Source organism: Thermomonospora umbrina, assembly GCF_003386555.1.
GTDB classification, from domain to species: Bacteria; Actinomycetota; Actinomycetes; order Streptosporangiales; family Streptosporangiaceae; genus Thermomonospora; species Thermomonospora umbrina.
The window spans coordinates 199,385-219,068 of record NZ_QTTT01000001.1; the positions used below are offsets into that span (position 1 = coordinate 199,385).

The 19,684-nt window shown below is 73.8% G+C and carries 15 protein-coding genes; 5 read left to right on the top strand and 10 right to left on the bottom strand.

The window, feature by feature from the left end:
• Nucleotides 1-36 precede the first annotated feature (36 nt).
• Complete coding sequence (locus DFJ69_RS01010; protein WP_116020720.1) at nt 37-1,074, top strand: family 2 encapsulin nanocompartment cargo protein polyprenyl transferase; 1,038 nt, start codon at nt 37-39, stop codon at nt 1,072-1,074.
• Nucleotides 1,075-1,209: 135 nt separating this feature from the next.
• On the opposite strand, the gene DFJ69_RS01015 is transcribed toward DFJ69_RS01010, so the two are convergent.
• The 4 genes from DFJ69_RS01015 to DFJ69_RS01030 all read right to left on the bottom strand — a co-directional run bounded on the left by DFJ69_RS01015 (nt 1,210) and on the right by DFJ69_RS01030 (nt 5,312).
• Entirely contained in the window at nt 1,210-1,617 is a 408-nt protein-coding gene (locus DFJ69_RS01015) for a ChaB family protein (protein ID WP_116020721.1), read from the bottom strand.
• 127 nt (nt 1,618-1,744) lie between these two features.
• Nucleotides 1,745-2,572 (bottom strand): inositol monophosphatase family protein, encoded by an 828-nt coding sequence (locus tag DFJ69_RS01020; RefSeq protein ID WP_116020722.1) that lies wholly within the window; start codon nt 2,570-2,572, stop codon nt 1,745-1,747.
• Nucleotides 2,569-4,356 carry a prenyltransferase/squalene oxidase repeat-containing protein gene (locus DFJ69_RS01025; protein ID WP_116020723.1) on the bottom strand — a complete coding sequence of 596 codons (1,788 nt, stop codon included), beginning with the start codon at nt 4,354-4,356 and terminating at the stop codon, nt 2,569-2,571. Before DFJ69_RS01025 ends, DFJ69_RS01020 begins: the two co-directional genes overlap by 4 nt.
• Nucleotides 4,353-5,312: a viperin family antiviral radical SAM protein gene (locus tag DFJ69_RS01030; RefSeq protein WP_116020724.1), complete on the bottom strand. Its 960-nt coding sequence runs from the start codon at nt 5,310-5,312 to the stop codon at nt 4,353-4,355. Before DFJ69_RS01030 ends, DFJ69_RS01025 begins: the two co-directional genes overlap by 4 nt.
• Before the next feature lie 281 nt (nt 5,313-5,593).
• Between DFJ69_RS01030 and DFJ69_RS01035 the strand changes: the two genes are divergently transcribed.
• On the top strand, nt 5,594-6,397 hold the full coding sequence (locus DFJ69_RS01035) for a universal stress protein (protein WP_211328468.1): 804 nt from the start codon (nt 5,594-5,596) through the stop codon (nt 6,395-6,397).
• 28 nt (nt 6,398-6,425) lie between these two features.
• Here DFJ69_RS01035 and DFJ69_RS01040 read toward each other — a convergent pair whose 3' ends face one another.
• Nucleotides 6,426-6,863, bottom strand: coding sequence for a VOC family protein (locus tag DFJ69_RS01040; RefSeq protein WP_116020726.1), 438 nt, complete (start codon nt 6,861-6,863; stop codon nt 6,426-6,428).
• Between the two features lie 150 nt (nt 6,864-7,013).
• Nucleotides 7,014-8,267 (bottom strand): DUF485 domain-containing protein, encoded by a 1,254-nt coding sequence (locus tag DFJ69_RS01045; protein WP_116020727.1) that lies wholly within the window; start codon nt 8,265-8,267, stop codon nt 7,014-7,016.
• 266 nt (nt 8,268-8,533) lie between these two features.
• Here DFJ69_RS01045 and DFJ69_RS01050 point away from each other — a divergent pair, with 266 nt between their 5' ends.
• The 3 genes from DFJ69_RS01050 to DFJ69_RS01060 are packed head-to-tail and all read left to right on the top strand — an operon-like array spanning nt 8,534 to nt 14,104.
• Nucleotides 8,534-9,226, top strand: a complete 693-nt coding sequence (locus tag DFJ69_RS01050) for a hypothetical protein (protein WP_245973906.1) — start codon at nt 8,534-8,536, stop codon at nt 9,224-9,226.
• 46 nt (nt 9,227-9,272) lie between these two features.
• Nucleotides 9,273-10,793, top strand: a complete 1,521-nt coding sequence (locus DFJ69_RS01055) for a DNA polymerase Y family protein (protein ID WP_116020728.1) — start codon at nt 9,273-9,275, stop codon at nt 10,791-10,793.
• Nucleotides 10,794-10,822: 29 nt separating this feature from the next.
• A complete protein-coding gene (locus DFJ69_RS01060) occupies nt 10,823-14,104 on the top strand; it encodes an error-prone DNA polymerase (protein ID WP_116020729.1) in 3,282 nt (1,093 codons plus the stop codon).
• 15 nt (nt 14,105-14,119) lie between these two features.
• Here the strand turns inward: DFJ69_RS01060 and DFJ69_RS01065 are convergent, their stop codons facing one another.
• The 4 genes from DFJ69_RS01065 to DFJ69_RS01080 form a co-directional block, all read right to left on the bottom strand.
• Nucleotides 14,120-16,303 (bottom strand): protein kinase domain-containing protein, encoded by a 2,184-nt coding sequence (locus tag DFJ69_RS01065; protein ID WP_245973908.1) that lies wholly within the window; start codon nt 16,301-16,303, stop codon nt 14,120-14,122.
• 137 nt (nt 16,304-16,440) lie between these two features.
• Nucleotides 16,441-17,532 (bottom strand): serine/threonine-protein kinase, encoded by a 1,092-nt coding sequence (locus DFJ69_RS01070; protein ID WP_170177496.1) that lies wholly within the window; start codon nt 17,530-17,532, stop codon nt 16,441-16,443.
• 361 nt (nt 17,533-17,893) lie between these two features.
• Nucleotides 17,894-18,814, bottom strand: a complete 921-nt coding sequence (locus DFJ69_RS01075) for a Ppx/GppA family phosphatase (protein ID WP_116020732.1) — start codon at nt 18,812-18,814, stop codon at nt 17,894-17,896.
• A gap of 92 nt (nt 18,815-18,906) precedes the next feature.
• On the bottom strand, nt 18,907-19,674 hold the full coding sequence (locus tag DFJ69_RS01080) for an SDR family oxidoreductase (protein ID WP_116020733.1): 768 nt from the start codon (nt 19,672-19,674) through the stop codon (nt 18,907-18,909).
• Nucleotides 19,675-19,684 lie beyond the last annotated feature (10 nt).

The following is a 19,684-nucleotide window of genomic DNA, read 5'->3' on the forward strand; positions in this document are numbered from 1 at the left end:
GCGGCCACGCCGGCGCACCGCTGAGAGGAACCCACGATGGCGACCACGGAACGCACCGAGGCCAGGACGGCGGCCGAGATCCTGGCCGGGACCCGGGACCTGGTCGATCCCGCACTGCGCACGGCGGTGGACACGCTGCCGTCCCCGGTGCGGCGGATCGCCGGCTACCACCTCGGCTGGTGGGACGAGCGGGGCCGCCCGGCCAAGGCGGACGGCGGCAAGGCCCTGCGGCCCGCCCTGACCCTGCTGTCGGCGGAGGCGTCGGGCGGCACGGCCCGCGACGCGCTGCCGGGAGCGGTCGCGGTGGAGCTGGTGCACAACTTCTCGCTCCTGCACGACGACGTGATGGACGGCGACACGACCCGCCGGCACCGCCCCACCGCGTGGACGGTGTTCGGCGCCAACGCCGCCATCCTCACCGGGGACGCCCTGCTGGCGCTGGCCTCGGACGTCCTGACGGTGGCCGACAACCCCGACCCCGGCGGCACCCAGCGGATGCTGGCGGGCGCCGTTCAGGACCTCATCGCCGGCCAGCTCGCCGACCTGGTCCTGGAGGAACGGCGCGAGGTCACCGTCCGCGAGTGCCTCGGCATGGCGGAGGGCAAGACCGCCGCCCTGTTGGCCTGCGCGTGCGCCCTGGGAGCCACGCTGGCCGGCGCGCCCCCCGAGCGGGTCGCGGCCCTGCGCGGGTTCGGCTCACGACTGGGCCTGGCCTTCCAGGCCGCCGACGACCTGCTCGGCATCTGGGGCGACCCCACCGTCACGGGCAAGCCCGTCCACTCCGACCTGGGCCGGCGCAAGAAGTCCCTCCCGGTCGTCGCCGCCCTCTCCTCGGACACCCCCGCCGCCCGCGAACTGGCCGACCTCTATCACGGCGACGGCCCCCTGGAGGGCCCCGACCTCGAACGGGCGGCGACACTGGTCGAACAGGCGGGCGGCCGCACCTGGACCCACGAACAGGCGGACGCGCTCCTGGAGGACGCACTGCGCCTGCTGGCCACCGCCGACCCGGTCGCCCGGACCGGCGCCGAACTGACCGCCCTGGCCCGTCGAGCCACCCGCCGCGACCACTGACCGCCGCGAGCCGCCAAGGCTTCGAACGCGACCACCGACCGCCTCGGACGGCCGGGGGGCGGCTTGACCGCCGACCACCTGGGGGCCACGGTTGCGGCCGCGCCGGGTGCCGAACGTGGCGGCGTGCGTTGTGCGTTACCTGCGCGCCTTGGCGGTGCGCCGGCGGTTCTCCTTCTCGATGGCCTTGACGAGCTCGTCCTTGGACATCTTGGAGCGGCCCTCGACACCCAGGCTCTTGGCGACCTCGTACAGGTGCTGCTTGCCGGCGTTGGCGTCCACGCCCTCGGCGGTGGGCATGTTCTGCGACTTGGGCCGTGGTGTGGCCGCCCGCTTGTCGGACGGGCCCTTCCGCTTGCCGCCCTTGGGCAGCCATCGGTCGCCGACCTTCTCGAACGCGTGCTTGAGCGCGCCGAACGCCGTCATGTGCGCCCGCCGGCCCTCGCCGTACTCCTCGACGGCCGAGTCGTGCGCCTTGATCCACGTGCGCTGGGCCTTCTCGGGGGAGCGCCGCAACGTCGACGGAAGCTCCTCGCGGCCGGGCATGTGCGTCTCCTTCCCTCGATCCTTCGCGGCCCTCCCTACCCGGACACATCACCCTGAACCGTTCACGTCGTCCCACGGCGACAGGCCGAGACGGCGCCCACCTCGTTCACGAGCGGTCGCGGCTCGGTCAGGCGGAGGCGTTGTAGGCGCGCACCTCGGAGACCAGGTCGGCGACCAGGCTCGGGTTGCGGGCGGCGATGAAGGAGACCGGGCGGTCGTGCAGGGAGCGCCGGACGGTCAGCGGGTCACCGTGCAGGTCGACGACATGGCCGCCGGACTCCTCGACCAGGAACATGCCCCCGCACACGTCCAGCAGGGCGGCGTCGCGGCAGACCATCGCGTCGATCGCGCCGCCGGCGACGAGCGCCAGGTCCAGGGCGGGCGCCCACATGTTGACGACGCGTTTGCAGCGGGAGCTCATCCAGCCGGTGAAGCCGTGGCCCCAGTCGCGGCCGTCCTCGGCGTACCCGGTGACCAGGGAGAGGGTGGCGCGGTGCAGCGGCACGCCGTACGTGGGGGCGGGCGCCGGGATCAGCCGGCCGCCCTGGGTCAGGTGGAAGGTGCGGTCGGCCAGCGGGTCGGCGACGAGGGCCAGCACGGCGGACTCGTCCTGGAAGAGCGTGAGGGACAGGGCGCAGTGCGCGATGCCGTACCCGAAGTTGTTGGTGCCGTCCAGCGGGTCGACGGCCCACAGGAACTCCTCGCGGCCCCACTCGTCGTGGTCGCCCTCCTCGGCCACGATGCCGTAGTGCGGGAACGACTCGCGCAGGGAGTCCACGATGATCTTCTGCGACGTGATGTCGGCGGTGAGCTGCACGTCGTGCGGCCCCTTGTACGCGCTGATGAAGCGCTGCCCGAACTGGCCTCGGATCGCGTCCGCCGCCGCCCGGGCCGCCTCGTGTGCGGCGCGCAGTTGGGGGGTCCAGGTGGTGACGAACTCCTTGGTCAGATTCATTCCAGGCTCTCCCTGTCGCTGCCGGCCCGCCCGCGGCTCCGCCTGATCCGATATTCCTCGCTTATGACGGCGGGCGCCAGTGCGCCGACCACAGTCACCACAAGTGTGGTCAGTCCGGCCAGCACCTTGTCACGCCCGGAGTCGGACTGCAGTTGCTCCAATACCCCGAACTGGCCCAGGACGAGCAACGCCACCGCCACCGTGAGGAGCGCCGCCCACACGGTCAGGAGCCGGCGTCGCCAGACGTGCGGCGGCCGGACGGGCTCCGCGTGGTGGCCGATGAGGCCGCCCGCCAACAGGGAAAGCGTCCGCCGTTCGGCGTCGTGATGGCGTCCCAGGACCAGCGGCGCCAGGTCCCGGGTGCCGGTGGCGAGCACGGTGCGCAGCGCGTACACCGCTCCGTGGACCGCCCAGATCGGCGTGATGTCCGGCGCCGTCAGCGTGGACCGCCAGCCGCCGCCCGGCCGTTCCAGCCGCAGCAGTTGCACCGTCGCCGTCAGCACGACCGGATGGCCCAGGTCGTACCCGCACTCGCACAGCGCGGCCAGCGCCCACGGCGTGGCGAAGTGCCGGAAGTCCATCCGCGCGAACCGTCCCGCGTCCACCAGCGAGGTGAACGAGGTCGGCTCCCACGGCTCGGGTCGTTCCGGGGCGAAGGCGTCCAGCAGGTACTCGCAGCCGGCGATGATCACGTGCTCGGACGCGGGCACGTCCGCCGCGCGCAGCGCGAGCAGGGCCGTTGCGGCGTACGCCGGAGAGGAGGAGACCGTGTCGTCGCCAGCCGGCGCCGTGGCGCCCCAGCCTCCGTCGGGGCACTGCGCGGCCCGCAGCCACTGAACGCCGCGCGCCACCGGCCCGGACCGGCCGTACAGGGCCAGGACCCGCACGGCCAGCGCGGTCGGGTAGACCAGCGACCGGCGGTCGTCCGCGGCCGACGGCCAGCCGCCGTCGCCGCGCTGCCGCTCCTCCAGCCAGGCCAGCGCCCGCCGCACCGACTCCTCCGTGGTCGGCCGGCGGCCCGCCTCATGGAACGCCCACAGGCACGCGCAGGTGCTCTCGGTGATGGACGCGTCGCTGTCGGCGCCGACCAGGGACCGTCGGATCTGCCAGCCGCCGTCGGTGTTCTGCAGCACGCGCAGCGTCTGCAGGGCCTGATCGGTGAACTCGCCGGCCTCCCCGGCGTGCAGGCAGGTCAGCACGCCGATCGCGGTGGACAGCGTGCCGATGGAGTCGGCCTCCAGGTACTGCTCCCAGCCCCAGTGCCCGTCCTCCTCGGCGCGACGGCGCGTCAGGAACGACGCGGCGGTGCGCAGCGACCGTTCGATCCGGCGGCCCAGCTCGGGGGCGTGCCGAACGGCCTCGTGCCAGTGCCGCGCGGCCTCGAAGTGGTCGCGGTGCTGCAGGTCGCGGTGCCGCGACCGGACGTCGGCCACCGGCAGCAGCCGCAGCCTCGACCCGTCCGGAACGGCGCGCAACACCGCCGTCACGACCAGCCCGACCGTGTCCCCGGACTCCTCGGCGGCCAGCAGCCCCCGGTAGGCGACGTCGAGGCCGAGCTGCCCCTCGGCGAGCCTCCGCACCAGGGCGCCCAGCTCGTCATGCCGATGCCGGACCCCTTCGGGCAGCCCCTCGATGGTCAGCCGGGGGCACGTCAGCCGCCCCCGCTCGTCATGGACGGCCAGGTGCTCTCCGGCGGCGTCCATCAGCAGCAGATCGACATGCGCCGTCCGCCGACCGGCTCCTCCCTGGGAACGACCCTGGACCGGCGTCCGATCCGGCGTCATCCCACCGCCTTCGGCCGGGCGCCCCCGTACCCGACGCCGACGCGCGCCTCCCTCCCGGGGCCCGCAGGGTCGGCGGTGCCGTAGAGCCCGCCGCGGGCCAGGAACTTGTCCCTGCTCACGGTGATCTGGGCGATGGCGCGATGGACGCCGACCTCCAGGATCGGCCGGCTGTAGGTGTAGCCGTGCGGATCCACCGCGTCGAAGAACCGCCCGGCCGGGTCGACCATGGCATAACTGCCGGTCATGGCGTCGTTGTCCTCGGGAATCAGGGGAATTCCCCGCAGCTCCACACGGAGGTTGCGGGCGACGAAGGAATCGAACTGTTCGGGGGTGATCAGGAGTGGATCAACCTTACGCGAGTTCTGCCCCTCCACGGGCAGCACCTGGAACACCTTCCACCGTTCCGGACGGGCGGCGAGGATGAAGTCGCCCATGTCCTCGCGCCAATTGCGCGCGTTCACCACGGTGTTCACCTTCAGCCGGAACCCCAGCTCGCGCACGCGGAGGCACAGCGCGAGATATCCCTCCTCGGTGGTCACCCGACCCGCCGTCGACCGCCCCAGCGACCGCAGCGTGTCGGGCCGCACGCTGTCGATGCTGACCGTGATCCAGTCCAGCGTCCCGCCGAACGTCCGCAGCGCGGCCTCGTCCAGCAGGCTCCCGTTGGTCACCACCGCCGTCGTCAGCCCCAACCCGTGCGCCAGCGCCACCAGCTCGCCCAGCCACGGGCACAGCAGCGGCTCCCCGCCGGCGAACGTGATCTTCTTGAACCCGGCCCCGGCCAGCCGCGCCACCACCCGGCGCGCGTCCGCCCGACGCAGATGCCCCTCCGGCAGGACGCTGCGGCGAACGTCCCGGAACGTCGCGAAACAGAAATGGCAGCTCATGTTGCACGGCTGCCAGAGATGAAAGTTGACGGTCTCGACGGGCACCTGCGGGGAGTCGGCCACGACCATCGATGAGCCCCTTGGCTGGTGGCGGCGTCGCACCACGGCGACCACGGCTCAGCTCATGGTATGCAGCCCTCCGGCTATGAGCGAGCGGTTATCACCACTTTCTGCTTCTCTGCGTAATGTTACCTGTTCGCCACCCGCATTCCGGCTCCATGACCTCCGGAAACACCACCGCCACCCACACCCATTGCCCTTTTGCCCGACACCACGTGCAGGACACGACGCGAGGAAGGCGGTGCGAGGAGGAGGCGCGTGGGTCGGCGTTGCCTGGGCATTCTTCCCTCGTGATCGGGGAACACGTGCTGGTCGGCTACGTGCACGATGCCGGGGGACGCGAGGCGCTGGAGTGCGCCCGCTCCATCGTGGCGTTGACGGGCGGTCGTTTGACGGTCGCCGCCGTCCATCCGCCGCATCGGGCCGGGTCGGCGACCGAGGCCGGGACGACGCTCGACCAGGCGGCGGCGGTGCTCGGTGACGAGCCCGCCGACTTCGTGGTCCAGGAGAGCCGGGGCGTGGGGCGCGGGTTGTCCGTGCTGGCGGGGCGGATCGGGGCCGATCTGATCGCCATCGGCTCCGCCGCCGGGGGCGCGCGCGGGCAGATCACCATCGGCGGCGCGGCCGACCACCTGCTGCACGCGTCGTCGGAGGCCGTGCTCCTCACCCCCGCCGGTTACACGCCGTCCGAACGCCTCCGGCGCATCACGGTCGCCTATGTCCGGCGTCCCCAATGCGACGAGGCCGTGGAACGCGCCGCCGTGGCGGCCCAGCGGCTCGAGGTCCCGCTCCGACTCCTCACCCTTGCGCTGGACGATGATGACCCGGACCGACTCCGCGACGACCTCGCCCTCGCGGTACCGCCGGCCATCGCCGCCTCCGGGCTGGAGGCGGAGTTCGTACAGACGGAGTTGGCGGAAGGGGACGACGTGGCCACAGCGCTCTCCGGCACCGACTGGGAGGACGGCGAACTGCTCGTCTGCGCCAGCAGCGAGGACTCGTCCGTCCACCGCGTGTTCCTTGGTGAGGTCGCCTTGAAGGTTCTCCGGGCCGCCCCCTGCCCTGTCGCGGTACTTCCCCGAGGCCTCAACTGACCGAGCCAGGCCCACAGTCATGGAGAGGTCACTCCACGGGGACGTCCGGGGGACGGCGTCGAGTGGGCGGCCCCGCAACGGGACCCAGCAGGTCCCAGCGGTTGCCTGCCACGTCCCGGAACACGACGACGCGTCCGTAGGGCTCGGTGCGTGGCGCGCCGACGAACTCGACTCCAGCCTCGATCATCCGCGTGTGGACGGCGTCGAAGTCCTCCACCCGAAGGAAGAAGCCGACCCGGCCGGCGACCTGCTCCCCCACCGCGTCCGCTTGGGCTCGGCCATCGGCACGGGCGAGCAGCACGGCGGTCCCGCCACCGGGTGGCCGGACGACGACCCACCGTTTGGCGCGGCCGTCGTTGGTGAGCGCGGGAGAGTCCTCGACGAGATCGAAACCCAGCACATCGACGAAGAACGCGATGGCCCGGTCATAGTCCTCGACGAGGATCGTCACCAGATCGATGTGCACGTTCGTGATCGTAGGGGCACCGCGCGGAGCGTCAAGACCGCGGCGTACGCCGACTCGGTCACCGCGTCCAGGAAGGACGCGGCCGACCTTTGGTGACCCGCCCGAACGAGCCCGTTCGGCGGTCCGGAGGACGGGCGGGCGCCGTGACGTTCATCGCGTCGTCCCGCGATCAGGACGCCTCAGGATGCGCGGTCCCGGGTCCATGGAGCGTGACGCGTCATCGATGCCGTTCGCGGTGCCATAGGCGCTGCCCGCACTCGGCCTCGTCATCTCCGGCCCGTGGCCTCCGGCTTCACGGGCGGCATCGGCTGCGCTCTGGACGGCGTTCTCCGGGCGGGGCACGGCTCCATTTCGCGGGAAACGGGCGGCGTCCCTTCCCTGCGGGGCCCCTTCGGCGCGGGGAGACGCGGCGGGAAAGGGCTGGGGCGGCCCGTTGACGGCGGGACGCGGAGCATTGAAGGAAAGGTGGTCCTCGGGCTGACGCGGCGGCGGCACGTACCCGTGGCGGGGCGTCCTTCCGTGGCGAGGCGTGTGGTCACCACGCCGCGGACCCGGGTCGGGGAAGCCGTGATCGGCTGCGACGTCGCGGGGTGGAGTGGGCCCGAGGTCGGTCCAGGCTCCCGAGTTCTCGTCGCGATGGAGCCCGGAGGCCGACTCCCGTCGACGCCGTGGAGCCGCGCGATCCTGGTCGGCGGCCTCCGAGTCGCGCCGTTCGGCCTCGTACCGCGGCTCCGCCCACAGGGAGGGATCCGACGCGGGTCGGGGCTCGGGGATCGACGCGGCCCACCAGGCCGACGCGGCCCACCGATCAGCCTCCGACCGCTCCACCGGCCATTCCACCCGCTCGCGTTCCGTAGTCCGCGCTGACGGCTCCGGCCGTCCCGAAGGCGCCTGCTCGTCGAACCGTTCGGACGTCGTGTTCCGGGCCAAGGGCCGGTGGCGCACCGACAGCCGTGGCGGGTCATAGGGGTCGGCCGACGAGGACGGTTCGCCGTGGGCGAGACCCGCGGGCGCCGTCGGGGCGTGCCGCGCGTGCTCGTCGGGCCGGTCCTCGACCTCGTCGCGGATCTCCCGCGCCAGCGGGTCCAGCGCGCGCCGCGCATAGACCGCGTAGAGGGCGGCCAGCAGGAAGGTCGAGGCGAACTGCAACAGGCCGAGGACGAGCGCCACGTTGACCGCGCCCGTCACGGAGCGCGCCATGAGGTCGCGCGCGAACGCCGACAGGGCGACGTACGTCAGGTACCAGCCAAGGAAGACGACGGCGATCGTCGTGGTCGCCCGGGCGTGCCGCCTCTTCAGCAGCCGAAAGCGCCTGTCGCCCGCCAGTGTCGTGTAGCGCCCTCCCGACGAGTGGCGGGTGCCGCTCGTTCCCTCGTCCTCTGCCGGGCCCGGCTCCGCGAGCATGCGAATCTCCCCTCATGACCTGTCCGCCCATGACCGTGCAACTCCACTATGAGATCAGACGATCACGGAGCGTGCATGACACTTCGCCGGACTGGCCGGCGCGCCGCACCGGGACGCGCACGCCCGACACTCCGAGCCGACCCGCCCCAAACACCGTCGAAATCTCCACAGGCCCGCGCGCACAGGCGATCCCGCTCGTCCTGAGGGCCATCCTGACCTGCGAGGATTTGACACAGGTCGAACCCGTGTTCGAAATTGTACGGGTGGTGGGGCAGACAGCCGCGGCGGGCCCGGTGCCTGCGGTCCCGATGGCGGGGCCCTCGGCGCCGACGGGCGGGGAGCCGGTTCCGGTGCTGCCCGCGCTGCGTCCCGTGGTGCCCGGCGGCGGGCTGCGCCGCGGCTCGGTCGTGGGCGTGGACGGTCCGGGCGCGGGCTCGCTGGCCCTCGCACTGGTGGCCGGCGTGTCGGCGCACGGCGGTTGGTGCGCCGCCGTGGGGCTGCCGGAGTTCGGGGTCCGGGCGGCCGTCGGGATGGGCACCGATCCCGGCCGGCTCCTGCTGGTTGACGAGCCGGGGGCGCGGTGGGCCGATGTGGTGGCGGCGTTGGCCGAGGCCGTGGAACTGGTGCTGATCTGCCCCCCGGAGCGCCCCTCCGCCGCGATCGTCCGACGACTGGGGGCGCTGGCCCGCAAACACGGCTGCGTCCTCAGCGTGACGGGCCCCGCCGTCGGCGCATGGGAGGGCGTCGGGCTCCGACTGCGCATCACCGAGAGCGAGTGGTCGGGCCTCGGCGACGGCCACGGTCACCTGCGGGGCCGCAGGGCGCGCGTGGTCGCGGAAGGCCGCGGAACGGGCGCGGGACGTCACGGGTGGCTATGGCTCCCGGGCCCGGACGGCAGGGTGTCGACCGCCGAGGAGCCACGACCGCACCGGAGGCCGACGCTGGAGGTCGTGGCATGAGGCCACGGCGACGCGATCGACCCGACGCGGCCCGGCGGGTCCCGGAGTGAGCGGTCGTACGTTGGTCGTGTGGTGCCCCGACTGGCCCGCCACGGCCGTGGGCATCGAGGCCGCCACACCGGGGGTCGTGGTAGCCGAACGGCGGGTCGTCGCCTGTACGGCTGCGGCACGGGCCGAGGGCGTGCGGCGGGGGCAGCGCATCCGGGACGCGCAGCGCCGTTGCCCCCATCTCAAGGTGCGGGACCGCGACGAGGACGCCGAAGGGCGGCTCTTCGAGGTGGTGGTCGCGGCGGTGGCCGCGCTCACCCCCAAGGTGGAGGTGGTGCGGCCGGGTCTGTGCGCCGTTCCGGCACGGGGGGCCGCGCGGTTCTACGGGGGCGAGGAGGCCCTGCGCGTCCTCGTCCAAGACGCCGTGGTGGAGGCCGGGCACGACTGCGGCACCGGGATCGCGGACGGGTTGTTCCCGGCGGAGTTGGCCGCGCGGGCCGAGGGCGGAATGGTGGTGCCGAAGGGCGGGTCCGCCGCGTTCCTGGCCCCGTACCCGCTGTCGGTGCTGGAGCGGCCGGAGCTGGCCGACCTGCTCGGGCGGCTGGGCGTACGGACGCTGGGCGAGTTCGCCGCGCTGCCCGCCGGACACGTGGCGGGACGGTTCGGCGCGGACGGGGGCATCGCCCACCGGCTGGCGTCCGGGGAGGACCCGCGCCCCGTCGCGCCGGCGCCCGCCGGGCCGGACCTCGCGGTGCGGGCCGACTTCGACCCTCCCGCGCAGGCCGAGCAGGTCGTGTTCGCGGCCCGGCGGCTGGCCTCCGACCTGCACGAGGGGCTGGCCTCGGGCGGGCTGACCTGCGTGCGGCTGACGGTCGAGGCGACGTTCGCCGACGGCGGCGTGGTGGAGCGGCTGTGGCGGCACGACGGGGAGCTGTCGACGTCGGCGGTCGCCGAACGGGTCCGCTGGCAGTTGTCGGCGCTCCCGGCGCAGGCCCGGGATCCGGAGGCGGTCTGGGGCGGGGTCGTCTCGCTGGTGCTGGCCCCCGACCAGCTCGTACCCGATGCGGGAAGGCAACAGGCGCTGTGGGGACAGGCGGCGGTCACCGACCGGATAGCGCGGGCGGCCGACCGCATTCAGGCGTTGCTCGGCCATGAGGGCGTCACCCGGCCGGTGCTCACGGGCGGCCGGGGCCCGGGTGAGCGGGTGGTCAAGGTGCCCGTCGGCGACCTGCCGCCGGATGGGGGCGGTGACGGCCCCTGGCCGGCGCGGGTGCCGGATCCGGCCCCCTCGATCGTCCCCGCCGATCCCGGGGCGGCGGTCCTGACGGACGCGGCGGGCGTTCCGGTCGGCGTCACCGCGCGCTGCGCCGTGTCGGCCCCGCCCGCCCACCTGGCGATCGGCGGGGGCGCTCCCGTGGAGGTGGTCGGGTGGACCGGTCCCTGGCCCGCCGTGGAGCGCTGGTGGGACCCGGAACGGGCCCGGCGAAGGGCCCGCTTCCAGGTGGTCACGGCCGACGGCCGGGCGTACCTCCTGACGCTCGAGGGCGGCCGCTGGCACGTCGAGGCCGTCTATGACTGACCCGAAGATCACGAGGATGGGGAACGCCCATGGGCTGGAGTAATCCCGCGATCCCCTGGCGGGAGTTCGAACGCAGACTGACCTGGCGGAACGGCGAGCCGAGCACCCGGGCCCGGGAAACGGCGACGACGCCCCCTCGACCGCTGCCGAGGCGGAGCGGCGGCGTCCCCTGGGCGGAGCTGCACTGCCACTCCGCGTTCAGCTTCCTGGACGGTGCGAGCGATCCCGCGACGCTGGTCCGGGAGGCGGCCCGGCTCGGCGTGGAGGCCGTCGCGATCACCGACCACGACGGCATGTACGGGGTCGTGCAGTTCGCCCGGGCGGCGAAGGAGGTGGACGTCCGTACCGTGTTCGGCGCGGAGCTGAGCCTCGACCTGCCCAAGAACCCCCGCGCCGTTCCCGATCCCGCCGGGCGGCATCTCCTGGTGCTCGCCCGTGACCCGGTGGGGTACGGGCGACTGTGCGCGTCCATCAGCACCGCGCAGCTCAGGGGCGGGGAGAAGAACCGGCCCGTCTACGACGTCGCTGAGCTGGCCGACGCGCACGGAGGGCACTGGGCGGTGCTCACGGGATGCCGCAAGGGCGCGGTCCGGGCGGCGCTGGAGTCCGGGGGCGTCGACGCCGCCGAGCGCGAGCTGCGCGGGCTGATGGACCTGTTCGGCCGTGACAACGTGTACGTCGAGCTGATCGACCACGACCGGCCCGGCGACGACGCCCGCAACGACGCACTGGCCGAGCTGGCCGCCCGTACCGGGACGGGGCTGGTGGCGTCCAACAACGTGCACCACGCCGGGTCGGGGTGGGACGCGCGGCTGGCGGAGGCGCTGGCCGCGATCAGGGCGCGGCGGAGCCTGGACGAGATGGAGAGCCGGCTGACCGCCTCCGGCACCGCGCACCTGCGCGGCGGCGAGGAGATGGCCGCGCGGCTGGCGCGCTTCCCCGGGGTGCGGGAGCGGACCGTGGAGCTGGCGCTGGCCTGCGCGTTCGACTTCGACGTGGTCGCCCCCAACCTGCCCGACCGGCCGGTGCCCGACGGCCACACCGAGGCATCCTGGCTGCGGCACCTGACGATGGAGGGCGCGCGCGAACGCTACGGGCCGCCCGGGGACGAGCGCGCCTCGAAGGCGTACGCGCAGATCGCCCACGAACTGGACGTCATCGAGGGGCTCGGCTTCCCCGGCTACTTCCTGATCGTTCACGACATCGTGGCGTTCTGCCGCCGCGAGGACATCCTGTGCCAGGGCCGGGGGTCGGCGGCCAACTCGGCGGTCTGCTACGCGCTCGGCATCACGGGGGTGGACGCCGTGAAGCACGGGCTGCTGTTCGAGCGGTTCCTGTCGCCCGGTCGCGACGGGCCGCCCGACATCGACCTGGACATCGAGCACCGACGCCGCGAGGAGGCCATCCAGTACGTCTACCGCACGTACGGCCGCGACCGCACCGCCCAGGTCGCCAACGTGATCAGCTACCGGCCGAGGATGGCGGTGCGGGACGCGGCGCGGGCGCTGGGCTTCTCCCCCGGCCAGCAGGACGCCTGGTCCAAGCACGTCGACTCCCGTGACCCCGTCGGCGCGCACGCCGAGATCCCCGCGCAGGTCACCGAGCTGGCCGGGCGACTGATGCGGCTGCCGCGCCACCTGGGCATCCACTCCGGCGGCATGGTGATCTGCGACCGGCCGCTCGGCGAGGTCTGCCCCATCGAATGGGCGCGGATGCCGGGCCGCAGCGTGCTGCAGTGGGACAAGGACGACTGCGCGGCGGCGGGGCTGGTGAAGTTCGACCTGCTGGGGCTGGGCATGCTGTCGGCGCTGCACGACTGCTTCGACCTGGTGGCCGAGCACCACGGGCCCCGGTACGACCTGCAGAGACTGCCGTCGGACGACCCGCTCGTGTACGACATGCTGTGCGACGCCGACACGATCGGGGTCTTCCAGGTCGAGTCGCGCGCGCAGATGGCCACGTTGCCCCGGCTGCGCCCCCGGACGTTCTATGACCTGGTGGTGGAGGTGGCGCTGATCCGGCCCGGTCCCATCCAGGGCGGCTCCGTCCATCCGTACATCCGCCGCCGCAAGGGGCTGGAGCCGAGGACGTGCCCGCATCCGCTGATGGAGAAGGCGTTGGCGCGCACGTACGGCGTTCCGCTGTTCCAAGAGCAGATGATGCAGCTCGCGGTGGACTGCGCGGGGTTCACGCCCCAGGAGTCGGACGCGCTGCGGCAGGCGATGAGCGCCAAGCGCGCGCCGGAGCGGATCGAACGGCTGCGCGGGCGGCTGTTGGCGGGCATGGCCGAACGCGGCATCCCCGCCGAGGTCGGGGAGGAGGTGTACGAGAAGATCCTGGGTTTCGCGAGCTTCGGGTTCCCCGAGTCGCACGCGCAGAGCTTCGCGCACCTCGTCTATGCGAGCGCATGGCTCAAGCGCCACCATCCGGCCGCGTTCACCGCCGCGCTCGTGCGCAACCAGCCGATGGGCTTCTACAGTCCGCAGAGCCTGCTCGCCGACGCCCGACGGCACGGGGTCACGGTACGGAACGTGGACGTCAACGCCAGTGACGTGCTCGCCACCCTCGAGGAGCCCGTGGAGCCCGTCCCACCGTTCCACCGGCACGCACCGGAGGGGCCGCAGCCCGCCCTGAGGGTGGGCCTGTCGTCGGTGCGCAACCTCGGTACGGACGTGGCCGAGGCCATCGCCGCAGGCCGCCCCTACGCGAGCGTGGAGGATCTCGTACGACGCGTTCCGCTCACCCGGGCGGCGTTGGAGGCGTTGGCGACGGCGGGCGCGTTCGGCTGTTTCGGGCTGAGCCGCCGTGCCGCGCTGTGGGGCGCCGGGGCGTTGGCGGGGGTGGGTCCCGGCCAGCTCGAAGGGGTCACACCGGGGGCCTCCGCGCCGCCGCTGCCGGCGATGACCCAGGTGGAGGAGACCCTGGCGGACCTGTGGGCGACGGGCATCGCCCACACCCATCCGCTCTCTCACGTCCGGCCGGCCCTGGACGAGCTGGGCGCGGTGCCCGCCGGACGGCTGGGCCGGGTGCGCACGGACGCGAACGTGGTGGTCGGCGGGCTGGTGACGCACCGGCAGCGGCCCCCGACCGCCGGCGGCATCGTGTTCATGACGCTGGAGGACGAGACCGGCCTGATCAACGTGGTGTGCCGACCGGAGGTGTTCGCCCGGCACCGGGGCCTGGCGGTGGACTCGCAGGCGCTGCTGGTCAACGGGCGGCTGGAACGCGTCGACGGGGTGACCAACGTGCTGGCCACCCGGCTGCGCCGCCTGCCGGTCCCGGGCCGCGCCCGCAGCCGTGACTTCCGCTGAGGCGCGGGCGCGTCGTCAGGACCAGTCGGGGTGGCCCACGCTGAGCGGTCCGACCGCACGGGGCTGCGCAGCGGCGTCCACGGGCATCGCCCAGATCTGCGGGGTGGACACGGGGCCGCGCACGAAGGCCAGCCAGGTGCCGTCCGGCGACCAGGTCGGGTCCATGTCGTGGTCGCCGCCTTCGGTGAGCCGCCGATGGCCGCCGCCATCCGCGTTGATCACGGAGATGTCCCCGGTCATCCGGGTGAAGGCCAGGCGCTTGCCGTCGGGCGACCAGACCGGGTCGTTGGCGCCGTCGGGGGCGACGGCCGGCGAGGTGAGCCTCTCCCACGGTCGGTCGGGCGCCTCCGGGTCGAGGCAGAAGATCTGCTGGACGCCGTCGCGCTTGCTCCAGAACGCGATCTTGCCGTCCCGGGACCAGGTGGGGTCGTCCTTGGGCACCGCGTCATGGGTGATCTGACGGGTCTCGCCGGTCGCGACGTTCCCGACGTGGATCTGGGGGACCCCGTCGACCCTGACCATCGCGGCCAGGAACTCCCCGTCGGGCGACCACGCCACCCGGCTCCGGGGGACGATGCCCTCGCCCGCCTTGCGGGCGCCCCTGCCGTTGGCCTTCATCACCCACACCTCGGACGTGTCGCCGCCGTCCCATCGGGTGAACGCGATCCGGTCCCGTGTGGGCGACCACTGCGGCAGCACGTCACAGCCCTCGCCGCGCAGGATCTCCTCTGCTCGCGCGTCCGTGTCCCGGGGCGTCAGCCGACCGATCCGGGCGTGGCACTCCTTGCCCCAGCCGGGCGGGATGTCCATGCGCGCCAAGAGGGGGTCGGCGGGCAGCCCGCTCGCCGACGGGCCCCCGGAACCGCTTTCGCCCGACCGGTCGTCGGGCTGGAACACGGTGAACGCCAGCGCCACCCCCACGGTGAGGAGCGTGACGGCCGCGACGGTGCCGAGCACGGCCCCTCTGCCGACCTTCCTCGGCCGGTGCACGGGGGGCGGCGGCGGTTCCAGTTCCGCGGGCCCGGGTGGAGGGACGAACGGGTGCCCGAGAGCGGGCGACGTCGGCGCGTACCCATGGTGGGACGCCGCCGTCCGCGGCCCGGGCGGGGGGCCCGGTGGAGGGGCGGGCGCCGGCGGGCCGTCGGGAGGTCCCGGTTGAGGCGCTCGCGCCGGCGGGCCCTGGGCGGGTCCCGCCGGGGCGGGCCCGCTCGGCCCGGCCATCGGCGAGGACGCCACCGGAGCGGGATCCGGGACCGGCGGCACGTGGCGTACCGGCGTGCGGCCGTCCACGGTGGTCCCCTGCTCGGCGAGGCCCTCCGGCCACTCCTCGTGCAGCGTGGTGGTGACGGCCGCCTCGCCGCCTCCGCCGGCCAGCGAGAGCAGGAGCTCCTGGGCGGTGGGACGGTTCGCGGGGTCCTTGTCCAGGGCACGGCGGACCAGCCCGGCCAGCGGCTCCGGCAAGGGGCCGATCTCGGGGTCGGCGTGCACCACCCGGGCGGCCATGACCTGGAAGGTGCCGACGCCGAACGGGTTGCGGCCGGTGCCGGCGAACGCCACCAGACAGCCCCAGGCGAACACGTCCACCGCGGGGGTGATCGGCTGGTTGAGGATCTGCTCCGGGGCGATCCAGCCGGGGCTGCCGATCACCTGTCCCGTGCGGGTGTGTCCGGCCGCGAGGTCCAGCGCGCGGGCGATCCCGAAGTCGATGACGCGCGGGCCCGAGATCGACAGCAGCACGTTGCCGGGCTTCAGGTCGCGGTGCACGAGCCCGGCCGAGTGGATGGCCAGCAGCGCGGCGGCCACCCCGACGGCGACCCCGTTGAGCATCCCGGGGGACAGCGCCCCCTGCTCGGACACGTGGTTCAGCAGGGAGGGGCCCTCGATGTACTCGGTGACCATGTAGGCGCGGCCGTCCTCCTGGCCGTGGTCGAGCACCTGCGCCGTACAGAAGGACGCCACCCGTTCGGCGTTGGTCACCTCGTCGCGGAAGCGGGCCAGGAACGCCGGGTCGTCGGCGAGCTCCCCGCGCACCACCTTGACCGCCACCTGGGGCCCGCCTTCGCGGCGGCCCAGGTAGACCGCCCCCATGCCGCCCTCGCCGAGCTTGGACTCCAGCCGGTAAGGCCCGATGGCGGACGGATCGCCGGGGCCCAGCGGGCGTGCGGAGGCCCCGTGTGGCTGCGTCTGCCGGTTGTCCAAGGTCCACCTCTCCAGGCCAGGTCCCCCGCGAAAACTACCGCTCACATCACGGACGCACAGCACGCATGGGGACATGGGCGGCCAATGTCATCGAATCGGTAGATGGACCCATCGCGGCGTTGGTTCGTCCGCTGCGATCAGAGAAGGATCACCAACACCACGACCGTCGTCACAAGCACCGCCAACACCGCCGCGAGGAGCACCTGGACGGCCGCGGTCATCCGCCGGGGCGCCGCGGGTCGCGGCGGCCGCGTGGGCGTTCCGTGCGGGTGCGGCAGGTAGGTGTGCCGGACCGGTCGGGTGTCGGAGCCGGACGGCGGCGGCTCGGGCCACGCGGTCCGGGCCGGCCCGGTGACCGGCCACGGGTCGTCGATCTCCGCCACGGTCTCTTCCGCGACCGCCGGCCCGGGAAGGGGCAGCGGGTTGTCCATCCGGGTGGCCAGCGGGTCGTCGGGCGCCAGGGTCAGCAGCCGGTCCATGATCTGCCGGGCGGTGGGGCGGCGGCCCGGATCCTTCTCCAGGCAGACGGCGAGCACGTCCCGCAGCGGGCCGGGCACCCCGTCCAGCCGGGGCCGGCCGCGCAGGATCTGATGCAGCAGCGCGGCCATGGTGGCGCCCTCGAACGGCGGACGGCCGGTCGCCGCGTACACCACGGTGGCGGCCCAGGCGAACACGTCCGCCGCCGGGGTCACCCGCCGGCCCGACAACTGCTCGGGCGCGAGGTAGGCGGGGGTGCCCATCACCGGGCCGGACGTCGTGGTGGCCTCCAGCGCCCTGGCCAGCCCGAAGTCGATGACGCGGGGCCCGTCGGCGGCCATCAGCACGTTGTTGGGGTTGAAGTCGCGGTGCACCACGCCCACCCGGTGGATGGCGGCCAGCGCGGTGGCGGTGCCGACCGCCAGCCGCTCCAGCGCCGCCCCGCCGTGCGGGCCGCGCTCGGCCACGAGCCGTTTGAGGGAGGGGCCGTCGACGTACTCGCTGACGATGTAGGGACGCTCCCCCATCTGGCCCACCTCGAGGACCTGGGCGGTGCAGAACCGGGCGACCCGCTTGGTCGCCTCCACCTCCTGCACGAACCGGGCCGCGGCGTCGCCGCGGGCGCGCGCGTCCCCGACGGGCAGCGGCCTCAGCAGTTTGATCGCCACCCGGCGACCGTCGGGCGTGACCCCGAGGTAGACGACCGCCTGCCCGCCCTCGCCGATCCGGGCCCGGACGACGTGATCCCCCACCCGACGCGGATCCCCGGCCCGCAACATATTTGTCCCCGTTCCGCTATGGCGTCCTCGCCTGGCGGCGTGTTTGTCGCTTCCCGCTACGGCGTCCTCGCCTGGCGGCTCGTCCTTCTCGCGGTACGCGGCTCGCGCTGCATCGCGGTAGAACGCGATCCTCCCTCGCCTGGCGGCTCGGTCGGCCTTCGGTCGCGCGAGCAACGCTGTGAACCGGAGGGATCCTAGCAACGCCGCGGACCCGGGCCCGGCTCCGCTCACGAATGGGCGGGCGGCGGCTTCGGGGTCACGAACCCCCTCGGTCGAAGCGACGTCCACGAACGCGGGGATCCGGGCGCGGTGGCGGCGGGGCGCGTGAACGGCGTCAGATGCCGTCGAGGCGGCGGAGGATGACGCCCTCGCGCAGCGCCCAGGGGCAGATCTCCAGTTCGTCCACCTCGAACAGGTCCATGGCGGCGTCGGCGACCACGGCGCCGGCGGGCAGTTGGGGGGCGCGGCGTTCGGAGACGCCGTCGAGGGTGGCGCGCTCCTCGACGCTCATCCGGGCCAGCTTCTCGCTCCACTCGGTCAGGTCGTCGTGCCGCAGCACCCGCTTGACCAGCGGGCCCTCGGCGGAGGGGGGCGCCCCGGTGATCCGCGCGAGCTGTTTGAAGGTCTTGGAGGTGGCCACCGCGTGGTCCGGCGGGCCGTACCGGGAGACCTCGCCGACCCGGCGGGCGATCTCGGCGCGCACGTACCGGCGCAGCTCCCGCAGCTCCTCGGCGTCGGGCGGGTCGGTGCCGAGCCGGTCGCGGGTCAGCCGGCCGGCCCCCAACGGCAGCGAGATCGCCACGTCGGGGGCCTCGTCGATCCCGGAGGCGATCTCCAGGGAGCCGCCGCCGATGTCGACGACCAGCAGCCGTCCCGACGACCAGCCGTACCAGCGGCGGACCGCCAGGAACGTCAGCCTGGCCTCCTCGTCGCCGGGCAGCACCTGCAGGTCGGCGCCGGTCGCGGCGTTGATCCGGGCGAGGACGTCCTCGCCGTTGGCGGCCTCGCGGACCGCCGAGGTGGCGAAGGCGAGCAGGTCCTCCACGCCCTTGTCCTCGGCGACCCGCAGCGCGTCCCGCACGAAGGCGTGCAGGCGCTCCTCGCCCTCCTCGGTGACCCGGCCGTCCTCGAGGTGGTCGGCCAGCCGCAGCTCCTCCTTGTGGGAGTACGCGGGAAGCGGGCGGGCACCGCGGTGCGCGTCCACCACCAGCAGATGCACCGTGTTCGAGCCCACGTCCAGCACACCGAGTCGCATGCCTCCGACGCTATCGGACGTCCAGAACCGGAAAGTTGGCCGATCGGTATCAATCCGGCTACCCGGGCGTCATCGAGGTCGCGCCGTCCGGATCAGACCGTGGTGCCGATGCCCCCGTCCACCGGGATGACCGCCCCGGTGACGTAGGCGCCGGCGCGGCTCGCCAGGTAGACGGCGACACCCGCCATGTCGTCGGGGTGGCCGATGCGGCGCAGCGGGGCCATCGCGGCGATCTCCGAGCCGAACGCGTCCAGCGTGGCGGCCATCATCTTGGACGGGAACGGGCCGGGCGCGACCGCGTTCACGGTGATGGCGCGGGGGCCCAGCTCCCGGGCGAGCACGCGGGTGAGGTGGTGCAGCCCGGCCTTGCTGGCCGAGTAGGAGTACGTCGGCAGCGGCGGCACGTGCAGGCCGTCGATGCTGCCCACGTTGATCACGCGGGCCGGGTCCTCGGCGGAGGCGGCGGCCTCCAGCAGCGGCAGGAAGGCGCGGGTCAGGTAGAACGGCGCCTTGAGGTTGAGGTCGAGCACCTTGTCCCAGGCGGCCGCCGGGAACTCCTCCAGCGGCGCGCCCCACGTGGCGCCCGCGTTGTTGACCAGCACGTGGACCTCGCGCTCGGTGTCGCCCACCTCGCGGGCCAGCCGTACGCACTCCTCCTCGGAGGACAGGTCGGCGGGGACGGCGGTCACGTCGCCGAACTCCGCCAGCTCCTTGGCCGCCTCGGCGCAGGCCTCGGGCTTGCGCGAGCTGATGAAGACGCGCGCCCCCGCCTGGAGCAGGCCGCGCGCCATCATCAGGCCGATGCCACGCGTGCCGCCGGTGACGACGGCGACCTTGCCGGACAGGTCGAACAGATCCACGTTTCCTCCC